At 59.5% G+C, this 18649-nt stretch carries 18 protein-coding genes; 14 read left to right on the forward strand and 4 right to left on the reverse strand.

Features of this window, described 5'->3' with window-relative positions; translation table 11 throughout:
* Nucleotides 1-43 precede the first annotated feature (43 nt).
* Nucleotides 44-730 (forward strand): cytochrome b/b6 domain-containing protein, encoded by a 687-nt coding sequence (locus AB3X55_01040; protein MEX0502163.1) that lies wholly within the window; start codon nucleotides 44-46, stop codon nucleotides 728-730.
* A 19-nt stretch (nucleotides 731-749) separates the two neighbouring features.
* On the opposite strand, the gene AB3X55_01045 is transcribed toward AB3X55_01040, so the two are convergent.
* Nucleotides 750-1178 carry a cytochrome c gene (locus AB3X55_01045; protein ID MEX0502164.1) on the reverse strand — a complete coding sequence of 143 codons (429 nt, stop codon included), beginning with the start codon at nucleotides 1176-1178 and terminating at the stop codon, nucleotides 750-752.
* Nucleotides 1179-1431: 253 nt separating this feature from the next.
* Here AB3X55_01045 and AB3X55_01050 point away from each other — a divergent pair, with 253 nt between their 5' ends.
* Together AB3X55_01050 and AB3X55_01055 are read left to right on the forward strand one after the other, a co-directional pair.
* Nucleotides 1432-2334, forward strand: a complete 903-nt coding sequence (locus AB3X55_01050) for a DMT family transporter (protein MEX0502165.1) — start codon at nucleotides 1432-1434, stop codon at nucleotides 2332-2334.
* A 79-nt stretch (nucleotides 2335-2413) separates the two neighbouring features.
* Nucleotides 2414-2935 (forward strand): hypothetical protein, encoded by a 522-nt coding sequence (locus tag AB3X55_01055; protein ID MEX0502166.1) that lies wholly within the window; start codon nucleotides 2414-2416, stop codon nucleotides 2933-2935.
* Between the two features lie 7 nt (nucleotides 2936-2942).
* On the opposite strand, the gene AB3X55_01060 is transcribed toward AB3X55_01055, so the two are convergent.
* Nucleotides 2943-4913, reverse strand: coding sequence for an acetoacetate--CoA ligase (locus AB3X55_01060; GenBank protein ID MEX0502167.1), 1971 nt, complete (start codon nucleotides 4911-4913; stop codon nucleotides 2943-2945).
* Nucleotides 4914-5159: 246 nt separating this feature from the next.
* On the opposite strand from AB3X55_01060, the gene AB3X55_01065 reads away from it, so the two are divergent.
* From AB3X55_01065 to AB3X55_01115, 11 genes are all read left to right on the forward strand, one after another.
* Nucleotides 5160-5603, forward strand: coding sequence for a hypothetical protein (locus AB3X55_01065; GenBank protein ID MEX0502168.1), 444 nt, complete (start codon nucleotides 5160-5162; stop codon nucleotides 5601-5603).
* A gap of 121 nt (nucleotides 5604-5724) precedes the next feature.
* Entirely contained in the window at nucleotides 5725-7080 is a 1356-nt protein-coding gene (gor, locus tag AB3X55_01070) for a glutathione-disulfide reductase (protein MEX0502169.1), read from the forward strand.
* 122 nt (nucleotides 7081-7202) lie between these two features.
* Complete coding sequence (locus AB3X55_01075) at nucleotides 7203-8582, forward strand: class II 3-deoxy-7-phosphoheptulonate synthase (GenBank protein MEX0502170.1); 1380 nt, start codon at nucleotides 7203-7205, stop codon at nucleotides 8580-8582.
* Between the two features lie 64 nt (nucleotides 8583-8646).
* The gene (locus AB3X55_01080; GenBank protein MEX0502171.1) at nucleotides 8647-9783 is read left to right on the forward strand and encodes a nicotinate phosphoribosyltransferase; all 1137 of its coding nucleotides are present in this window, start codon (nucleotides 8647-8649) and stop codon (nucleotides 9781-9783) included.
* A gap of 14 nt (nucleotides 9784-9797) precedes the next feature.
* Nucleotides 9798-11474 carry an NAD+ synthase gene (locus AB3X55_01085; protein ID MEX0502172.1) on the forward strand — a complete coding sequence of 559 codons (1677 nt, stop codon included), beginning with the start codon at nucleotides 9798-9800 and terminating at the stop codon, nucleotides 11472-11474.
* Complete coding sequence (gltX, locus tag AB3X55_01090; GenBank protein ID MEX0502173.1) at nucleotides 11475-12812, forward strand: glutamate--tRNA ligase; 1338 nt, start codon at nucleotides 11475-11477, stop codon at nucleotides 12810-12812.
* Nucleotides 12809-14170 carry a cysteine--tRNA ligase gene (gene cysS / locus AB3X55_01095; GenBank protein ID MEX0502174.1) on the forward strand — a complete coding sequence of 454 codons (1362 nt, stop codon included), beginning with the start codon at nucleotides 12809-12811 and terminating at the stop codon, nucleotides 14168-14170. Before gltX ends, cysS begins: the two co-directional genes overlap by 4 nt.
* Nucleotides 14171-14245: 75 nt before the next feature.
* Nucleotides 14246-15862: a citramalate synthase gene (cimA, locus tag AB3X55_01100; protein MEX0502175.1), complete on the forward strand. Its 1617-nt coding sequence runs from the start codon at nucleotides 14246-14248 to the stop codon at nucleotides 15860-15862.
* A gap of 3 nt (nucleotides 15863-15865) precedes the next feature.
* Complete coding sequence (locus tag AB3X55_01105) at nucleotides 15866-16615, forward strand: RNA methyltransferase (protein MEX0502176.1); 750 nt, start codon at nucleotides 15866-15868, stop codon at nucleotides 16613-16615.
* A gap of 153 nt (nucleotides 16616-16768) precedes the next feature.
* Complete coding sequence (rpsD, locus tag AB3X55_01110) at nucleotides 16769-17395, forward strand: 30S ribosomal protein S4 (GenBank protein MEX0502177.1); 627 nt, start codon at nucleotides 16769-16771, stop codon at nucleotides 17393-17395.
* A 211-nt stretch (nucleotides 17396-17606) separates the two neighbouring features.
* The gene (locus tag AB3X55_01115) at nucleotides 17607-17993 is read left to right on the forward strand and encodes an antibiotic biosynthesis monooxygenase (protein ID MEX0502178.1); all 387 of its coding nucleotides are present in this window, start codon (nucleotides 17607-17609) and stop codon (nucleotides 17991-17993) included.
* Between the two features lie 24 nt (nucleotides 17994-18017).
* Here the strand turns inward: AB3X55_01115 and grxD are convergent, their stop codons facing one another.
* Together grxD and AB3X55_01125 are read right to left on the reverse strand one after the other, a co-directional pair.
* Nucleotides 18018-18359: a Grx4 family monothiol glutaredoxin gene (gene grxD, locus AB3X55_01120; GenBank protein ID MEX0502179.1), complete on the reverse strand. Its 342-nt coding sequence runs from the start codon at nucleotides 18357-18359 to the stop codon at nucleotides 18018-18020.
* Nucleotides 18360-18405: 46 nt separating this feature from the next.
* Nucleotides 18406-18645: a BolA family protein gene (locus AB3X55_01125; protein ID MEX0502180.1), complete on the reverse strand. Its 240-nt coding sequence runs from the start codon at nucleotides 18643-18645 to the stop codon at nucleotides 18406-18408.
* Nucleotides 18646-18649 lie beyond the last annotated feature (4 nt).

The raw sequence follows: 18649 nt of genomic DNA on the forward strand, positions 1-18649 counted from the left end.
TTTAATCTGCTAAGTCTTTGATCTCGAGAGAGGGGAGGCGCGCATGTCTGAAACATCTCAGGACAGGCTCTTGGTTTGGGATCTGCCGCTGCGGCTGTTCCACTGGGGTCTGATGGCAGCCGTGATCACCAATGTGATAACGGCAAATATGGGACGGATGGATATCCATGAACGCTCCGGTCTGACCGTTCTGGCACTTGTTGCCTTCAGGTTGCTGTGGGGGTTTATGGGCGGCCACCACGCCAGATTTGCCAATTTTGTCAAAACGCCCCTGGCGGTGCTGGCCTGGCTTCGCAAACCGTCGGACTGGTCAGCCCCTCGTCAGGCAGGGCATTCGCCGCTGGCGGCGCTGTCCGTACTGGCATTGCTGCTGGTCACCGGGTTCATGGCCATGACCGGCATGTTTTCGACTGACGGCATTCTGTTTGACGGGCCGCTGGCGCATCTGGTGCCGGCCCAATCCGGGACGGTCACCAAGGTCCATCATCTCGGCAAGCTGGCGCTGATCATTCTGGTGGTCATGCACCTTGTTGCCATTCTGGTCTATAAATTCGGCAAGAAGGTAAACCTGACAGCCGCCATGGTGACTGGCCGTGCCAGCGAGGCACCGGGCCGGATCGTCGGCCCCGACAGCCGGATCAGCCGTCACAGGCTGGTGGTCGGACTGGCGCTGATGGCAGGGTTGCAATTGGCGGCACATATGCTGCCATTGCTGCGCCCTGCCTGGTAATCAGACGATGCGGCGGGGCCTACCAGCTTTTGAAGCTCTGGTGGCATGCCTTGCAGGTGGCGCCGAGTGATTGCAACGCGTCCCCGGTCTGGGCGGCATCCTGCTGGCCCGCGGCGGCAACAACAGCCTTTGCGGCGTCATAATTGGCTTTGGCTGCTGCCTTGAACCCGGCGAAGTTGGACCAGATTGCCGGCTTTGCGCTGGTGCCCTCGCCGCTGCCTTCCGGGAAATAATCAGGCATGATCATCGCCCAGGCGGCGATTTTTTCGGCTTCACTTGCCACGGTATCGAAATCATCGGCGGCCAGCGCCGCGCCTATGGTGCGCATCGAGATATTGTTGGCCTTGAAATTGGCTTTCCGGTCTTCGATCACACCGGCGGTTGCAGACATGGCTGATATGCCAATTACAATTGCCGCAACGGCGGCTGCAAATGTGGATTTACGCATGGGATGACGGTCTCCTGGCCGATGGCGTTGGTCGCATGACGTTGGTCGTATGACGTTGGTCATATGGCTGTGTCCGGCGCAGGTCACGACGCTGCCGCCGAACTGTCACCTTCTGATAAATGGGGATGGTGGCGGCGAAGTAAAGTGACACCAATGGTTAAAACCGTGCTTTTTCGGCACGCGGATAGATTCTGCGATGGTTTTTATGACGCAATGCCCGTAATCTCGACAGTCCATACATATGGATGTTCCGGTGCTTCTTCCGCGATCCTTTATCGGTATTCTGCTGACCCTCATGACGGTTATGTTCGGCGTGGGAACGGGGCTGATCGTCAAGTTGATTGGTGACGGCATTCCCCTGATAACGCTGTTGATGTATCGCTTCATCTTTTCCGTGCCACTGTTGCTGTTGCTGACGGTTCTTGTGCGTGGCAAATCGTTTCTGCAGATCAATGCGCGGCGCACACTGATTGTCCGGATCGGGTTCGGGTGTGTTGCCATGGCATGCTGGTTCACCTCGATCAGGCTGTTGCCGCTGGGTCAGGCGACCGCGTTGCTGCAAAGTTCGGTGATCTTCATCACCATCCTGTCGCCGCTGTTGCTTGGCGAGGTGATCGGCATATATCGCTGGAGTGCGGTCGTCACCGGCATGATCGGGATCATCCTGCTGACAGACCCCTTCGTTGGCGGGTTTTCGCCAAGTGTCGGGTTCGGTGTTGCCGGCGCGCTGGCCAGCGCCGTGCTGGCGATCCTGTTGCGGCGGCTCGGCAAGGCCGACCATCCGTTCAGTGTTGCCGTCTGGTATAATGGCAGCGGTGCGGTGCTTCTTACCATGCTGGCCTTTCTTGTGCCGGATGTGCCGATGATGGTCAGCCAGCCGGTTCTGTACGATCTGATTCTTCTTGGCGCGGTGGCGGCAGGGCTGCAGCTGTCGATCACATCGGCCTATAAATATGCCGAGGCGGTGGTGATTTCCTCGATGCGGTATCTGCAGATCCCGCTTGCCGCCCTGGTGGCGTTCATGATGTTCGGCGAGATTATGTCACCTGTTGAAATTGTCGGCGGCGTCGTGGTGATGGGCAGCTGCCTGTTCATTGCCTGGCGGGAATTTGTCCGCGCCAGACAATCCCGCGCCGACATAGTGTCGGACGCCTGAAAACAGGAAGCGGTTGCCAGTCGATGCGATGGTGCCTAAAAGCCTATCGGTGTCTAGTCTGGTTTCAGGAGGCCGCGCCATGCCAACAACCCTGCTTCGCCTGATGGGTGAATCCGACATTATCGATATCGACCCGTCAGAATTTGACGGGGCAGCGCATCCGCGCCTGATGGGGCTGGATGCAGCGGACCGGATCAATCTGCTTGGTCACTGGCTTGACCATGACCAGGGCGAGGCCATGTCGGATGACCCCGATACGATGCTGGCGATGACCGCCATCGGCGCGGCATTCCTGGCCGAACAGGCAGTCGCCGCCACCTGGGGTAGCGAAGTTAACTTCGTTGTGATGACGATTCTTCGGGAAAAATGGCCGGTTGGGTCAAAATCGAAATACCGGCTGATTGCCGACCGGGTGGGGGCGTCTCACACCTATCTTGCCAACATCTGTGCCGCGGCGAAACTGGATGATTTGCACGACGATGCCGCGCTGAAACAGTCGGAAACGGCGCAATTGATGATGGCGCTTCCCAATTACCGCCAGAACCGAAAGCGCTATGCCAACAGCAGCGCCGTGCAGACTCTGATCCGCCAGGGGCTGTAGGGGTACACTACTCGGCAAGTTGTGGCAGATCCCTGAAATGCGCCAGCGCCTCGGCATTTGCCAGCGCCTCGGTATTCTTGACCTGTCGACCATGAATGATGTCGCGGACCGCCAGCTCCGTGATCTTGCCTGATCGCGTGCGTGGAATGTCAGGTACGGCGATGATATGACCGGGCACATGGCGGGGTGTTGCGCCGCTGCGAATACGGGCCTTGATGGCGGCGGCAAGGTCGTCATCCAGAGTCGTGCCGTCGGCCATGCGCACAAACAGGATCACACGAACGTCATTCTGCCAGCTTTGCCCGACAACAAGCGCCTCCTCGATTTCGTCAAAGGCCTCGACCTGGCGATAGATTTCGGCAGTGCCGATGCGAACACCTCCCGGATTGAGAGTGGCGTCCGAGCGCCCATGAATGATCAAGCCGCCCCGTGCGGTCAGGGTTGCCCAGTCACCATGCCGCCAGACCCCCTCGAAATGCTCGAAATAGGCGGCTCTGTATTTGGCGCCGTCGGGATCGTTCCAGAACTGCACCGGCATCGACGGAAAGGGCTTCATGCAGCACAGCTCACCCTGCTGTCCTGTCACAGGTCTGCCATCGTCATCCAGAACCTCGACAGCCATGCCAAGGCCGCGTGTCTGGATTTCGCCGGCAAAGACGGGCTGTGTCGGGGTGCCGAGTACAAAGCAGGAAATCAGGTCGGTGCCGCCGGAAATCGACGCAAGCTGCAGATCGGGACTGACCTCTTCATAGATAAAGGAAAAGGCGTCAGCAGACAGCGGTGATCCTGTCGACATCATCACCCGCAGTCGCGACAGATCGAGAGCCCGGCCCGGCGCAAACCCGGCATTCCGCACGGCATCGACATATTTCGCCGAAACGCCGAAATGCGTCAGCCCTTCCGCTTCCGCCATTTCCCATAGCCGTTCCGGTCCGGGATGGAAGGGATTGCCCTCATAGGTGACCACCGGCGCGCCCACCATCAGTCCCGACACCATCCAGTTCCACATCATCCAGCCACAGGTGGTGAAGAAGAACAGCCTGTCATCCGGCGTCAGATTGCTGTGAAGACGAAGTTCCTTTGCATGTTGCAACGTCACTCCGCCAACGCCGTGAACAATACATTTCGGTGCCCCGGTGGTGCCGCTTGAATAGAGTATGTAGAGCGGGTCATTGAACCCGACACGGACAAAGGATGACAGGGGCGCATGGTCCTCGGCCTCGGCGAACAGGCGGGCCGATGGCAGACCGGAAAGATCGGGATGGTCATCAAGAAACGGAATGATCAGACACTGTTCAAGCGAGGGCATGGATGCCGCCAGATCGCGCACCAGATCAAGCCGGTCAAATCTCTTGCCGGCATAGTGATAGCCATCACAGGCAATCAGAAGTTTGGGTTCAATCTGGCCAAACCTGTCGCTGGCCCCGCCGACCCCGAAATCAGGCGAACAGCTGGAAAAAATGCCGCCAAGTGCCGCCGTTGCCAGCATCGCGATTACCGCTTCGGGAATATTCGGAATATAGGCGGCCACCCTGTCGCCTTTTGTGATGCCATGCGCCTGCATCCATCCGGCAAGGCGCATGACACGGTCCTTCAACTGCCGGCGTGTCAGGCTGACATGTCTGCCATCTTCGTAATGTGCCGACAGCGCCAGCCTGCCATCGGCGTTGGCAAGCATGTTTTCGGCATAGTTCAGTGATGCGTCGGGAAAGAACCTTGCACCCGGCATCGCATGTTCATGCTCGATCAGCCGCTGGCCCTTGTCGCCGACAACGCCGTGCCAGTCCCAGAACAGATCCCAGAAAGCAACATTCCGGTCGGCTGACCAGCGCCACAGTTTCTGGAAATCGCCCTGCCAGTCCATGCCAGTGCGCGCGGCCACAAAGCTGGCAAAATCCGCAACCTGGCTTGTGGTGCTGGCGTCCGGCGCGGGCGACCACAACAAGTTTCCGGCAGGTGAGGAGGCTGATTCGGTCATACAGAGCGCCTTTGTCGAGAACACACAGAACAGGTCAGAATGCACCATATCCGTGATATCAAGCCCATACAACAGGGCGCACAGTCCAGGGCCACATGATCGGCGTATTGGGTTTCATCCTTTCATATCAACCAATAGGATGATGCAGAGGCCAAGGTAAAAATTATCGTTAACAGTAAGTTAACGCATGGTAACAATGTGGTGAAATCAGCCAGCGATTATCGGGCTGACCCAGAGGATTTTTGAATGCGCAGATCAATCAAGGCCCGGATGAACGAGCTTGTCCAGAACCCGCCGGACTCGGGTCCATGTATGGTGACAGCGCTGTCGCAGCGCCGCTGGATGATCGAGGGCGAGACAGGGCCCGTCGTACAGCTTGAGCTTCTCGATGATGATCTGACAGCCTTCATCTATGCGACGGCCGCCCGGGATGGCAGCGGGCCATTACGTGCGTCCTTTCTCACCATGCTGCTTCTTGAAGACACCATTGCCACCGCGATGTGCCCCTATGGTGTCTGTTCCGGTGAAGCCACCGTCACTGTGTTCAAACGGGTCGGTCTTCGGGATGCGACGCCGGAAGCGATCTATCGCGAAATGATGGATTTTGCCCAGCTGGCGGCGACATTGCTTGTCAGGCGCGGCATTGGCCTGCCTGATGTCATGCCGGTTGTTGATCGCGAGATCGTCTGACGATGGCACGCCCGGCCATGGCCGCGGCGCTGATCTGTCGAACCTGCTGCCGCCCCTTGCATAAAGTGTGATGCGGATTAGGTTAGGGGCGTAAAGCAATGTCCCGCGAAAGTCCCGTCCCATGTCCTTTGATTATGATCTGATTGTTATCGGCGCCGGTTCCGGCGGTGTCCGCGCCTCGCGGATTTCGGCCGGGCATGGCGCGCGTGTCGCCGTGATCGAGGAAAGTCGTCCCGGCGGCACCTGCGTGATCCGCGGCTGTGTGCCAAAAAAGCTGCTGATGTACGGCTCGGCATTTTCAGCAGAGGCTGCCGATGCGGTGGGGTTTGGCTGGCAGGTTGCGGTTGACGGTCATGACTGGCCGGCATTGATCGAAGCCAAGGACCGTGAACTCGACCGGCTTGAGGCCATCTACCGGTCGCTGCTGACCAATGCAGGTGTCGAGCTGATCGAAGGCCGCGGCACCATTGCCGGGCCGCATGAGGTCATGGTTGGTGACCGCCTTCTGACCGCCGAGCGGATCCTTGTCGCGACCGGTGGCTGGCCGCACATTCCCGACGTGCCGGGATTGGCTGAACACGCAATAACCTCGAATGAGGCGCTTGATCTTGCTGTCAGGCCGGATCGGGTGCTGGTCTATGGTGCCGGGTATATTGCGGTTGAATTTGCCAGCATCTTCAATGGGTTTGGTATCGAGACGCATCTTGTTTACCGGGCGGACCTGCCGCTTCGCGGCTTTGATGACGATATCCGGCAGGAAATAGCGACGGCCCTGTCAGGGCGGGGGATCATTCTTCATCCCGGTTGCACAGTGACCGGTGTGACGGCGCAGCCGGACGGCCCGAAAACGGTCACCCTGAGTGACGGTGCCGACATTGTCGTTGATCAGGTCATGGCCGCCACCGGTCGCCGCCCCAACAGTTCCGGCCTCGGGCTGGCAGAGGCGGGCGTTGCGCTGGGGCCGCATGGTGAAGTGCCGGTCGATGCCACATCGCAGACCGAGGTCGATTCGATCTATGCTGTTGGCGATGTCACCGACAGGGTGGCGCTGACGCCGGTGGCGATTGCGGAAGGCCATGCCCTTGCCGACAGCCTCTATGGCGGGCGTCCGCGTCAGGTGACGCATGCCAACATCCCGTCCGCCGTGTTTACCCAGCCGCCAATTGCCTCGGTCGGTCTGACCGAGCAGGAGGCACGGTCACAATTTGGTGAGGTTACGATCTTCGTCAGCCGCTTCAATGCAATGAAAAACACCATCTCTGGCCGGTCTGAAAAGACGTTGATGAAGCTTGTCGTCGAGACAGCGTCAGACCGGGTTGTCGGCGCACATATGCTGGGGCCGGATGCCGGTGAAATCATGCAGGGTATCGGTGTGGCGATAATTGCCGGCGCGACCAAGGCGGATTTCGATGCCACGATCGGTATCCATCCGACCGCAGCAGAGGAATTCGTTACCATGCGCACGCCACGCGCATAGCCGCAAAAAATCTTGAAAAACATTGATATTTGGCCATTATGTGGGGCTGTTCAGGGCATGATCCATGTTGACAAAGGATCAGGTGCCGCCCTGTGCCCAAGTTGAACAAGGAATGATGTCCCATGACCTGGCAGCCCGACAGTTGGCGTGACCACCCGATCCAGCAGGTTCCGGAATATCCGGACTCGGCAAAACTGACCACTGTTGAAGACAAACTGGCTGCGATGCCGCCACTTGTTTTTGCCGGTGAGGCGCAAAGCCTGAAGCGCAAGCTTGGCGAGGTTGCCGAAGGTCGTGCCTTCCTGCTTCAGGGGGGTGACTGCGCGGAAAGCTTTGCCGAATTCTCTGCCGACAACATTCGTGATTCCTTCAAAATCATCCTGCAGATGGCCGTGGTTTTGACCTTTGGCGCGTCGATGCCGATCGTCAAGGTTGGCCGCGTTGCCGGTCAGTTTGCCAAGCCAAGGTCATCGCCTGTTGAATCAATCGGCGGTGTCGAGTTGCCGAGCTATCGTGGCGACATGATCAACGCGATGGGCTTTTCCGCCGGCGAGCGTATCCCGGATCCAAAGCGGCTGCTGCGCGTCTATGAACAATCCGCGGCGACGCTGAACCTGTTGCGGGCCTTTGCACAGGGTGGTCTTGCCGATCTGACCAAGGTTCACAGCTGGGTCACGGAATTCCTGCAGGGTACGCCGGAGGCGGAACGGTTCCAGGAACTGGCCGGTCGTATTCAGGAAAGCCTTGATTTCATGCGGGCCTGCGGCATTACGCCGGAAACCGCCCGGCCGCTTGCCGAGACCGATCTGTACACCAGTCACGAGGCGTTGCTTCTGAACTATGAACAGGCGTTGACGCGCCGTGATACCATCACCGATGAAAAGGACTGGTATTCCACCTCGGCGCATATGATCTGGATTGGCGACCGTACGCGCCAGCCTGATGGCGCGCATGTCGAATATATGCGTGGCATTGGCAATCCCATCGGTCTGAAATGCGGGCCAAGCCTTGATCCGGACGAACTGGTCCGTCTCATTGAAATCCTCAATCCGGATAATGTGCCGGGACGGCTGACATTGATTGCCCGTATGGGTGCCGACAAGGTGCGGTCCGGTCTGCCGCCGCTTCTGAAGGCGGTCAAGGCATCAGGTGCCAAGGTGGTCTGGTGCTGTGATCCGATGCATGGCAATACCGTCAAGGCGAGCAGCGGTTACAAGACCCGCCATGTGAGCGATGTCATGTCCGAAGTCAGGGGCTTTTTCAACGCTCATGACGAGGTCGGCACCTATCCCGGTGGTGTCCATTTCGAGATGACCGGCCAGAATGTGACCGAGTGTGTCGGCGGTGTTGTCGAAGTGACCGAGGCACGTCTTGGTGACCGGTATCATACCCATTGCGATCCGCGTCTGAATGGCGTGCAGGCATTGGAGCTGGCGTTCCTGATTGCCGATCTGTTGAAGCAGCGGCGTGACGGTGGCATGGGCCTGTCCGAGGCGGTTTGAAAGTAACATGTGGTAGTTCCCTCAAACCGGTGGTCTGCGGGACCGCCGACAGGGCAGATCAGAAATGGCCGATTTTGACAGCAGCGGTCCGTCACCGGAAGAACAGCCGGGGCTGACCGATACCTATTTTCGCAATACCCGTCGCATCGTCGAGGCAAATGGCGACTGCGAGGTCGAGTATGCCGTATTCATGCGGCGACCGGTGACATATGCCGGCCAGCTTGCGATCGGATGGCTTCAGGCCATGGCACGGCACCGCAATGTCACCATCGAGGTCGACCAGCCACATGTCGAGGGTGCCTGGGTCGGTGCCGGCGAGGTGCTGTGTTACCTTCGCGGCCCGTTTGCCGCGCTGGTTGATCTGGAGACCATCTTTCTGCAGCGCCTTGGCGGGTGCTGTGTTGCCGCCTACAACGCCTACAACATGTGCGTCGAACTTCCCGATGTTGCCTTTCTTGCCATGGACGCGCGCCACTGTGCCGGGTCTGACATGGCCGAACTCATGGCCTATGGCGCGTCAGTCGGCTCGAAAAAAGCCAATGCCAAGACTGGCGCGCGTGGTTTTATCGGATCGTCGACGGACGCCACTGCAATGTTTTTTGGTCAGGAACGTGGCATGGGCACGATGCCGCATGCGCTTGTCGGTTATGCCGGATCCACGCTGCGGGCCGCCGAGATGTTTCACGAGATGGCGCCGGACGCGCCGCTGACCGTGCTGGTGGATTATTTTGGACGGGAAATCAGCGATGCGCTGGAAGTCGCCAACAGATTTCCCGACCTTGCCGCCAGCGGTCAGCTGGCGTTTCGTCTTGATACGCATGGCGGCCGGTTCGTCGAGGGACTGGACACACCGGAGTCCTACGCCGTTCTCGACCGGCATGTCCCCTATGCCACCCGCGGCTATCGCACGGATGCCGAATTGAAGCATCTGATGGGCACCGGTGTCAGCGTGGCGGCTGTCTGGTATCTTCGTGAAACGCTGGACGCGCAGGGCTTCACCAAGGCGCGGATTGTGGCATCAAGCGGGTTCGGGCCTGACAAATGCCGCATGTTTTCCTTTGCCAAGGCACCTGTCGATGTGATTGGCACCGGGTCCTATCTGCCGCAGATCTGGTCGGAAACCTATGCCACCGCCGACATCATCTCCTATGACGGGAAACCATGCGTCAAATCAGGGCGCGAATTCCTGCTTCGCAAATGACCGAGGCCGTATCCATGTCCAGTGCCAGTTCGATCGCGCTTGCGCAGCTGAATTCCCACCTTGGCAATATCGGGGCCAATGTGATGCGTCTTCTCGATGCGCGCCGCCAGGCGGCAGCTGTCGGCGCTGATATCATCGTGACGCCGGAGATGTATCTGTCTGGTTATCCATGCGACGACCTTGTTCTGCGCAGTGATTTCATGGCCGAGGTGGCAGCAGGATTGCAGCAGTTGGCCGCCGCGACCGGCGATGGCGGGCCGGCGATCATTCTTGGCGCGCCGCATCTTGAGAATGGTGTCATCACCAATTCGGTCTTTGTGCTTGATGACGGCAAGGTTCAGGCGCGCCGCGACAAGGTGAATCTGCCGAATTACGGGGTCTTTGACGACAAGCGCAATTTCTCGGCCGGGGCGATGCCGGGGCCGGTTCTGGTGCGCGGGCGGCGGCTTGGTTTGCCAATCTGCGAAGATATCTGGACCCCGGATGTGGTTGAATGTCTTGCCGAATCCGGGGCTGAGATCATCATTTCGCTGAACGCTTCGCCATTTGATCTTCTGAAGCCGGACAACCGGATGGCGCATGCCGTCAGCCGGGCGCTGGAGGCGGAATGCCCGTTCTTCTATGTCAACATGGTCGGTGGCCAGGATGAGCTTGTCTTTGATGGCGGGTCGTTTGCCCTTGGCGCTGACGGCAAGCTGGCGGCGCATCTGCCAAGCTTTTCCGAGGCTACGGTCACTGTCCAGATTGGAGATGATTTTGGTGCGCCCGGCCTCAGCGGCCAGATCACCCCACCCGATGAAGGGATGGCGGCCCTCTATCGCGGGCTGACACTTGGTCTTCGAGACTATGTCGACAAGAATGGCTTTCCGGGGGTTGTGCTTGGATTGTCCGGGGGGATTGATTCGGCACTGGTTGCCGTGCTGGCGGTCGATGCGCTTGGTCCCGACCGGGTTCATGCCGTGATGATGCCGTCACCCTATACAAGCCAGGAAAGCCTTGACGATGCTGCCGATCTGGCACATCGCCTCGGGATCCGCCTTGACGAGATATCGATCGGGCCGGCGATGCAGGCTATGGACAGCATGCTTGCCGCGCAGTTCGATGGCGCGGAGGCCGGCATTGCTGAGGAAAATATCCAGTCACGGCTGCGTGGCTTGATCCTGATGGGCATTTCCAACAAACATGGACCGATGGTGCTGGCGACCGGCAACAAGTCCGAATATGCCGCTGGGTATTCGACCCTCTATGGCGACATGTGCGGCGGGTTCGCACCAATCAAGGATGTCTGGAAGGTGCAGGTGTTCGATCTGTGCCGTTGGCGCAATGCCAATATGCCGCGCGGAGGGGCCGGCCCGGATGGCGAGGTGATCCCGCTGCGCATCATCGACAAGCCGCCATCGGCGGAACTGCGTCCAGACCAGAAGGACACCGACTCGCTGCCGCCCTATGACAGACTTGATGACATCATGCGCGCATTGTGCGAGGAGATGGTGGATATCGAAACAATCGTCGCCCGTGGTCACGACCGCGAAGAGGTGGCGCGGGCCAGCCAGCTGCTGTTCCGGGCTGAGTATAAGCGTTTTCAGGCGGCGCCAGGACCAAAGATGTCGGCGCTTTCCTTTGGTCGCGAGCGGCGACTGCCACTGACATCCGGGTTCAACCCGCTGCAGGTATCCGGGAAGGATGAATGAATGAGTAACGTGAAGGTCCGCTTCGCGCCAAGCCCGACTGGCAATCTGCATGTTGGCAATCTGCGCACGGCGCTGGTGAATTTCCTGTTTGCGCGCCGTCAGGGCGGGCATTTCATGCTGCGGATCGACGATACGGATACCGACCGGTCGACGGCGGCCTTTGAGGAGTCAATCCGCGCGGACCTGACCTGGATGGGCATGATCTGGGATTCAGAGGACCGTCAGTCGGCACGCCTCGACCAGTATGACGCCGCCCTGCAGAGGCTGGTGGCGGATGGCCGCGCCTATGCCTGCTATGAAACGCCGGAGGAGCTGGCGCTCAAACGCAAGTCGCAGCTGTCGGCTGGCCGTCCGCCTGTCTATGACCGGGCGGCGCTGAAGCTGACCGACGAGCAGAAAGCCGCCTACGAGGCCGAGGGACGCCGTCCGCACTGGCGGTTCCTGCTGGATCACAGCGAGGTCGCCTGGACCGACATGGTCCGCGGTGATGTCAGCTATCACATGTCGAGCCTGTCCGATCCGGTGCTGTTCCGCGAGGATGGGCGCGTGATCTACACCATGGCATCGGTTGTGGATGATATTGATCATGCCATTACGCATATCATCCGCGGCGAGGACCATGTCACCAACTCTGCCGCGCAGATCCAGCTGTTCGAGGCGCTTGGTGCGCGCCCGCCGGTCATGGGGCATGTCGCGCTGCTGGCGGGTGCTGACGGCGAAGGGCTGTCAAAGCGTCTTGGCAGCCTGTCCATTGGCCAGCTTCGTGACGAGGGAACCGAGGCGACGGCACTTGCCAGCCTGCTGGCGCGGATTGGCACTTCCGATCCGGTGGTGCCATGTGCCGACATGGCGTCTGTCGTCGAGGGGTTCGACCTGTCACGCTTTGGTCGTGCCACAGCCAAATTCGACCCGTCGGAACTGGCCCAGGTCAATGTGCGTGTTATCCAGCAGCTTGGCTTTGATGCTGTTGCCGACCGTCTGGCTGCGCTCGATATCGGGGGAGGTGAGGCTTTCTGGCTTGCCGTTCGTGACAACCTTGAAGCGGTTGAAGAGGCGGCGCAATGGTGGCAGGTCTGTGCCGGGTCGCTGACGCCGGTGATCGAGGCGGCAGAGGTCACGGACGCCGCCGCCAATCTGCTGCCTGAAGGCAAGCTTGACGGTATCTGGGGTGACTGGACGAAATCTGTCGGCAGCGCCACCGGCGCGCGTGGTCGGGGTCTTTTCATGCCGCTGCGTCTGGCCCTGACCGGACAGGCACACGGCCCGGAAATCGGGCCGTTGCTGCCCTTCATGGGGCGTGACCGTATTCTGGCGAGGCTCCGTGGGGATACGGCATGACCGAACTGCGTCTGTACAACACACTGACCCGCAGCAAGGACGTTTTCACGCCATTGGATCCCGCACATGTGCGCGTCTATGCCTGTGGGCCGACAGTCTATGATCGCATCCATATAGGAAACGCGCGCCCGATCGTGGTGTTCGACACGCTGGTGCGGCTGCTGCGTCGCCGGTTCCCGCGTGTCACCTATGTCCGCAACATCACCGATGTGGATGACAAGATCATCGCGCGCGCGGCCGAGCGCGACATCAATATAGACAGGCTGTGTGACGACACCATCCGCTGTTTCCATGAGGATATCGCGGCCCTGGGCGCGCTGCCGCCGGACCATGAACCCCGCGCCACCGAATTCATTGGCGAGATGATCGCCATGATCCAGACCCTGGTCGAGGGCGGCTTTGCCTATATTGCCGAGGACCATGTGCTGTTCAGTGTGGCGACAATGCCGACCTATGGCGCGCTGTCCGGACGCAATATGGAGGATATGATCGCCGGCGCCCGCGTCGAGGTGGCACCCTACAAGCGGGATGCTGCGGATTTCGTCCTCTGGAAGCCAAGCAATGATGATCAACCTGGATGGGACAACCCGTTTTCGGCCAAAAAGGGTCGTCCGGGCTGGCATATCGAATGTTCCGCGATGGCCAAGCGGTTTCTTGGCGAGACATTCGATATCCATGCCGGTGGGCTGGATCTCGTCTTTCCGCATCATGAGAATGAGATTGCGCAGAGTTGTTGTGCGCATGGCACCGACATCATGGCGAAATACTGGCTTCATAACGGTTATGTCACCATGGGCGACGAGAAAATGTCGAAATCGCTTGGCAATATGGTGCTGGCGCATGAGGCCATTGCCGAACATCGCGGTGAGACGGTACGCGCAGGATTGTTGGCGGCGCATTACCGCGCACCGGTTGCGTTGACCGGGGCGGCGCTTACCGAGTCGCGCAATGTTCTTGATCGGCTGTACCGGGCGGTCGGCGATGCCGAGGCAAGCGATGAGGCTGTTGATACCGTTTTTCTCGACGCGCTGAATGACGATTTGAACACGCCGGCGGCGATGGCGCGCCTTCACGAACTTGCCGGTGAGGCCAACAAGGGCAATGGCGAGGCGGCGGCAGCCTTGAAATCATCGGCCGCTGTCATGGGGCTTCTCGGGCAGACCGGCGATGAATGGGCGCGTGGCGGCGGCGGCGAAGCGGATATGGACGACGCCGGCATTGACGGCAGAATTGCCGCCCGGAACGCGGCCCGCGCGGGGCGTGATTTCGCAGCCGCCGACGCCATTCGCGATGAGCTGGCGGCGCAGGGGATCCTGCTGGAAGATGGCCCGGATGGCACGGTATGGCGGCGAAGCTAGCCTTTTGGCATCATTTTTGATAAGTCCTAGGCGCAATCAGGGGCCGCATCCATGTCGGCTCCAGGGGAAAGGTATATGAGCGAAAACAGGATCTGGTTGTTTGATACGACCCTTCGAGACGGTGGCCAGACCCGTGGCGTCGATTTTTCGAAGGCCGACAAGATTGCCATTTCTGCGGCGCTGGACGAGATCGGTATCGACTATATCGAGGGTGGCTGGCCCGGTGCCAATCCGACCGATGATGCGTTCTTTGCCAACCCGCCAAAGACCCGCACCGCGCGGATGGTTGCCTTTGGCATGACACGCCGCGGCGGGCGCAGCACGGCCAATGATCCGGGGCTCAACGCGGTGATCGGTGCCGATGTTCCTGCAACCTGTCTTGTCGGCAAGACATGGGACTTCCACGTTGAAACGGCAATCAACACCTCGCTTGAGGAAAATCTGGAGATGATCCGGGATTCGGTTGCCGCCTCGGCGGCGCGGGGGCACGAATCCATGTTCGATTGCGAACATTTCTTCGACGGTTACAAGCATAATCCCGATTATGCGCTGCAATGTGTCCGTGCGGCGCATGAGGGCGGTGCCTCGTGGGTCATATTGTGCGACACCAATGGTGGTGCGTTGCCGCACGAGGTGTTCGACATTGTCAGCGCGGTTCATGAAACCCTGCCCGAGGTCCGCCTTGGTATTCACTGCCACAATGATTCCGGTGTCGCGGCAGCCAATTCACTGGCAGCGATCAGGGCCGGTGCGCGGCAGGTGCAGGGAACCATCAACGGCCTTGGCGAACGCTGCGGCAATGCCGATCTGATTACGCTGATCCCGACACTTGTCCTGAAGCTTGGCTATGACACAGGCATTGCCGAAGAAAATCTGCCGCGGCTGATGGGCCTGTCGCGGATGCTTGATGAAAGGCTGAACCGGGCACCGAACGCACATGCCCCCTATGTTGGCGAGGCGGCCTTTGCCCACAAGGGCGGGCTTCATGCCTCGGCAGCGCAGAAGGATCCCCGGACCTATGAACATGTGCCACCGGAAAAAGTCGGCAATACAAGGCAGTATCTTGTCTCCGACCAGGCCGGAAAATCCAACATGATGGCACGCTTCGCCGAATTCGGGATCGAGATCGACTCGTCCGACCCACGGTTGGAGACGCTGATCCGCGTGGTCAAGGAACGCGAGTTCGAAGGCTGGGCGTTTGACTCCGCCGAGGCCAGTTTTGAACTTCTGGCGCGGCGCACCCTTGGCGAGGTGCCGGATTATTTCAATATCGGCAGATTTCGCGTGATGGATGAGCGCCGATTCAATGCCCGTGGCCAGCTTGTGGTTGAATCCGAGGCCACAGCCACCATCACCGTTGGCAATGTCATCTATCACGAGGTGGCGCTTGGCAATGGTCCTGTAAACGCCGTCGACACGGCGCTTCGCAAGGCGCTGGCGACAGCCTATCCGTCGCTGGAGGATGTCGAGCTTGTCGATTACAAGGTGCGTATCCTCGATGCGCGTGAAGGACAGTCCGGGACCGGTGCCGTGACCCGTGTGATGATCGAGTTCCGCACCCCCGATGGCGTTATCTGGCGGACTGTCGGCGTGTCGACAAACATTATCGATGCGTCGGTTGTCGCTCTTGGTGACGGCATGATGTGGAAGCTGCAGCGCGATGGCATCGCCGGCCCGGCAAATGCTGCCTGACGAATGAATCCTCACGCGCCTCCCGTTGTCATTCTTGTGCGCCCCCAGCTTGGCGAGAATATTGGCGCTGCGGCCCGGGCGATGATGAATTGTGGCCTGATCGAAATGCGGCTTGTCGCGCCTCGCGACGGATGGCCAAACCCGGCGGCGTTGCCGATGGCTGCCGGCGGGGCGTCGATCATCGAAAATGCCACGGTTCATGACAGCGTTGCCGAGGCGGCGCATGATTTGACATTTCTGGCCGCGCTGTCGGCGCGCCGCCGCGACATGCCGGTACGGGTCAGTGATCCGCGTGCCGTTACCGGCACGCTGCTGCATCATGGCGCGAAGGCGGGATTGATGTTCGGGCCCGAGGCCTCGGGGCTGGATAATGAGGATGTCGTGCGGGCAGATTGTCTGGTTACAGCCGATCTGAACCCTGACTACCCGTCGCTGAATCTTGCCCAGGCGGTGCTGTTGATGGCGTGGGAATGGCGTGCCGCCGCAAATGCCGCCGCCGCCACGCTTTCGGACCAGCAGCGCCAGACACCCGTTGACGTGGCGACCATTCTGGAGCGTGACAAGTTTCATGAACGGCTTGAGGCCGAACTGGATCGTGGCGGATTTTTCATTTCGCCGGAAATGGCGCCTGCCGTGAAACGCAATCTGCGGGCTCTGTTTGGCCGTGCCGCACCGACCAGCCAGGAAATCAGCACCCTGCATGGTGTCATCCAGGCGCTGACCAAGATGCGCGACAGGTCGAAATCAGGTTGACATATGGGCCCGTGATGCCTAGTTTCCCGCCATTCCCGGGAACGTGGATTGCACCAGCGGGGTGTGATGCCGGTTCGGCGGTAACGCCGCGACCCTACCGGGCCACAACAGGATGCGCCACACGCGCCTCCACAGACATATGAGGAGCCATCTATGGCCAAGTCTGATCACAAGCGGCATTCCGCCAAGCACAAGATTGATCGCCGTCTCGGTGTCAATCTCTGGGGCCGCCCGAAATCTCCTGTAAACAGCCGTGAATATGGGCCGGGCCAGCATGGTCAGCGCCGCAAGAAGCCCACCGATTTCGGTGTGCAGCTGATGGCGAAGCAAAAGCTGAAGGGCTATTACGGCAATATCGGCGAAAAGCAGTTCAAGAAATATTACAAGAAGGCCGCCAGCGGCAAAGGCGATACAGGTCAGAACCTGATCGGTATTCTCGAGACCCGCCTTGATGCTGTGCTGTACCGTTCCAAGATGGTGCCAACCGTCTTTGCGGCCCGTCAGATCATCAACCACGGTCACGTGCTTCTCAACGGCAAGCGCTGCAACATTGCGTCTGTTCTGCTTCGTCCCGGCGATGAAATCGCGCTGAAGGAAAAAGCCAAGAACATTCCTGCTGTTCTGGAAGCCATTGCGTCGGTTGAACGTGATGTTCCCGAATATGTCGAGGCAGACCACAACAAATTCACCGCGAAGTTCGTTCGCATACCGGGATTTGACGAGGTGCCTTATCCGGTGCAGATGGAACCCAACCTGGTCGTCGAATATTATTCGCGCTAGGGTTTGCGGCGCGCCCGCACCGATACATATCGAACAGCCGGGGCGGTCCTTTGGGCCGCCCTTGTTTTTTCAGGCCGCTTTGTCTCCACGACTTGATCGGGATTTTTGCATGGCGTGATGAGGTAAATCTGCGTTATTCCCTAGCCGAATGGTCGGTGACCAGCGGCCCGGGGTGCGCCATGCCGGACACCCGCCTCGACAGGACATTCGCATGATAGACAGTGATGATCATATTGACAGTGTAACGGCCCCATCCTCGGATGGCTGGCCTGAACGGTATTTTGCGGTGATTTTCACCAATCAGCGGACCCTGTCCGACGACAATATGTACAGCCTGACATCCGATCGCATGGTCGAACTGGCACAGCAGCAGCCCGGGTTCCTTGGTGTCGAATCTGTGCGTGGTGAGGATGGGATCGGGATTACGGTGTCATACTGGCGCGACCGGGCATCGATCCGCAACTGGCGCATCAATGTCGAGCATCTTGCCGCGCAGCAGATGGGCCGCCAGGAATTCTACAGCTGGTATCACATTCGTGTGGCTGAAGTGGTGACCCACAGAAGCTACGACGCCGGCGATATGGTGGCCGGCGACTAGCGTCATGCGGAATCGGGCGTGGGGTCAGGCAGACGGCTTTGCGTCGACACCGCGGGTCTGGAACATTTCGGTCAGTTCACCCGTTTCGTACATTTCGCGGACGATGTCACAGCCGCCGACGAATTCGCCCTTTACATAGAGCTGCGGTATCGTTGGCCAGTCCGAGAACGCCTTGATGCCTTCACGGATGCTGTCATCCTCGAGAACATTGATCCCACGGAACGGGACACCAAGATGTGTCAGCACGCCGACAACGGCGGCTGAAAAGCCACATTGCGGGAAGACCGGCGTGCCCTTCATGTAAAGAACAACGTCGTCACCGCCGATATCGGCCTGAATACGGTCGCGGGTAGCGTCATCGATCATGATCATTTCTCCAGCTTGGGGACCGGCGGATCGCCACAGTCCGGTATCAGTTGTTTGTCGGGGCTGACGTCTGCAATGCCAGCGCGTGCAGTTCGCCGCCCATGCGTCCGCCGAGAGCCTTGTAGACCATCTGATGCTGCTGGACCCGGCTCTTGCCGACAAAGGCCTGTGCGATGACACGGCAGGCATAATGATCCCCGTCACCGCGCAGATCCTCGATCACCACTTCGGCGTCGGGAAAGGCGTCCTTGATCAGCTTCTCTATTTCGGATGCCGGCATTGGCATGAGG

Source organism: Alphaproteobacteria bacterium LSUCC0719, from assembly GCA_040839025.1.
Taxonomy (GTDB): Bacteria; Pseudomonadota; Alphaproteobacteria; order Puniceispirillales; family Puniceispirillaceae; genus UBA8309.

Coding starts and splice junctions, on each gene's coding strand:
- AB3X55_01040 (MEX0502163.1), top strand. CDS start 44: ATGTCTGAAACATCTCAGGACAGGCTCTTGGTTTGGGATCTGCCGCTG.
- AB3X55_01045 (MEX0502164.1), bottom strand. CDS start 1,178: ATGCGTAAATCCACATTTGCAGCCGCCGTTGCGGCAATTGTAATTGGC.
- AB3X55_01055 (MEX0502166.1), top strand. CDS start 2,414: ATGCCAACAACCCTGCTTCGCCTGATGGGTGAATCCGACATTATCGAT.
- AB3X55_01060 (MEX0502167.1), bottom strand. CDS start 4,913: ATGACCGAATCAGCCTCCTCACCTGCCGGAAACTTGTTGTGGTCGCCC.
- AB3X55_01065 (MEX0502168.1), top strand. CDS start 5,160: ATGCGCAGATCAATCAAGGCCCGGATGAACGAGCTTGTCCAGAACCCG.
- gor (MEX0502169.1), top strand. CDS start 5,725: ATGTCCTTTGATTATGATCTGATTGTTATCGGCGCCGGTTCCGGCGGT.
- AB3X55_01075 (MEX0502170.1), top strand. CDS start 7,203: ATGACCTGGCAGCCCGACAGTTGGCGTGACCACCCGATCCAGCAGGTT.
- AB3X55_01080 (MEX0502171.1), top strand. CDS start 8,647: ATGGCCGATTTTGACAGCAGCGGTCCGTCACCGGAAGAACAGCCGGGG.
- AB3X55_01085 (MEX0502172.1), top strand. CDS start 9,798: ATGTCCAGTGCCAGTTCGATCGCGCTTGCGCAGCTGAATTCCCACCTT.
- gltX (MEX0502173.1), top strand. CDS start 11,475: ATGAGTAACGTGAAGGTCCGCTTCGCGCCAAGCCCGACTGGCAATCTG.
- cysS (MEX0502174.1), top strand. CDS start 12,809: ATGACCGAACTGCGTCTGTACAACACACTGACCCGCAGCAAGGACGTT.
- cimA (MEX0502175.1), top strand. CDS start 14,246: ATGAGCGAAAACAGGATCTGGTTGTTTGATACGACCCTTCGAGACGGT.
- AB3X55_01105 (MEX0502176.1), top strand. CDS start 15,866: ATGAATCCTCACGCGCCTCCCGTTGTCATTCTTGTGCGCCCCCAGCTT.
- rpsD (MEX0502177.1), top strand. CDS start 16,769: ATGGCCAAGTCTGATCACAAGCGGCATTCCGCCAAGCACAAGATTGAT.
- AB3X55_01115 (MEX0502178.1), top strand. CDS start 17,607: ATGATAGACAGTGATGATCATATTGACAGTGTAACGGCCCCATCCTCG.
- grxD (MEX0502179.1), bottom strand. CDS start 18,359: ATGATCGATGACGCTACCCGCGACCGTATTCAGGCCGATATCGGCGGT.
- AB3X55_01125 (MEX0502180.1), bottom strand. CDS start 18,645: ATGCCAATGCCGGCATCCGAAATAGAGAAGCTGATCAAGGACGCCTTT.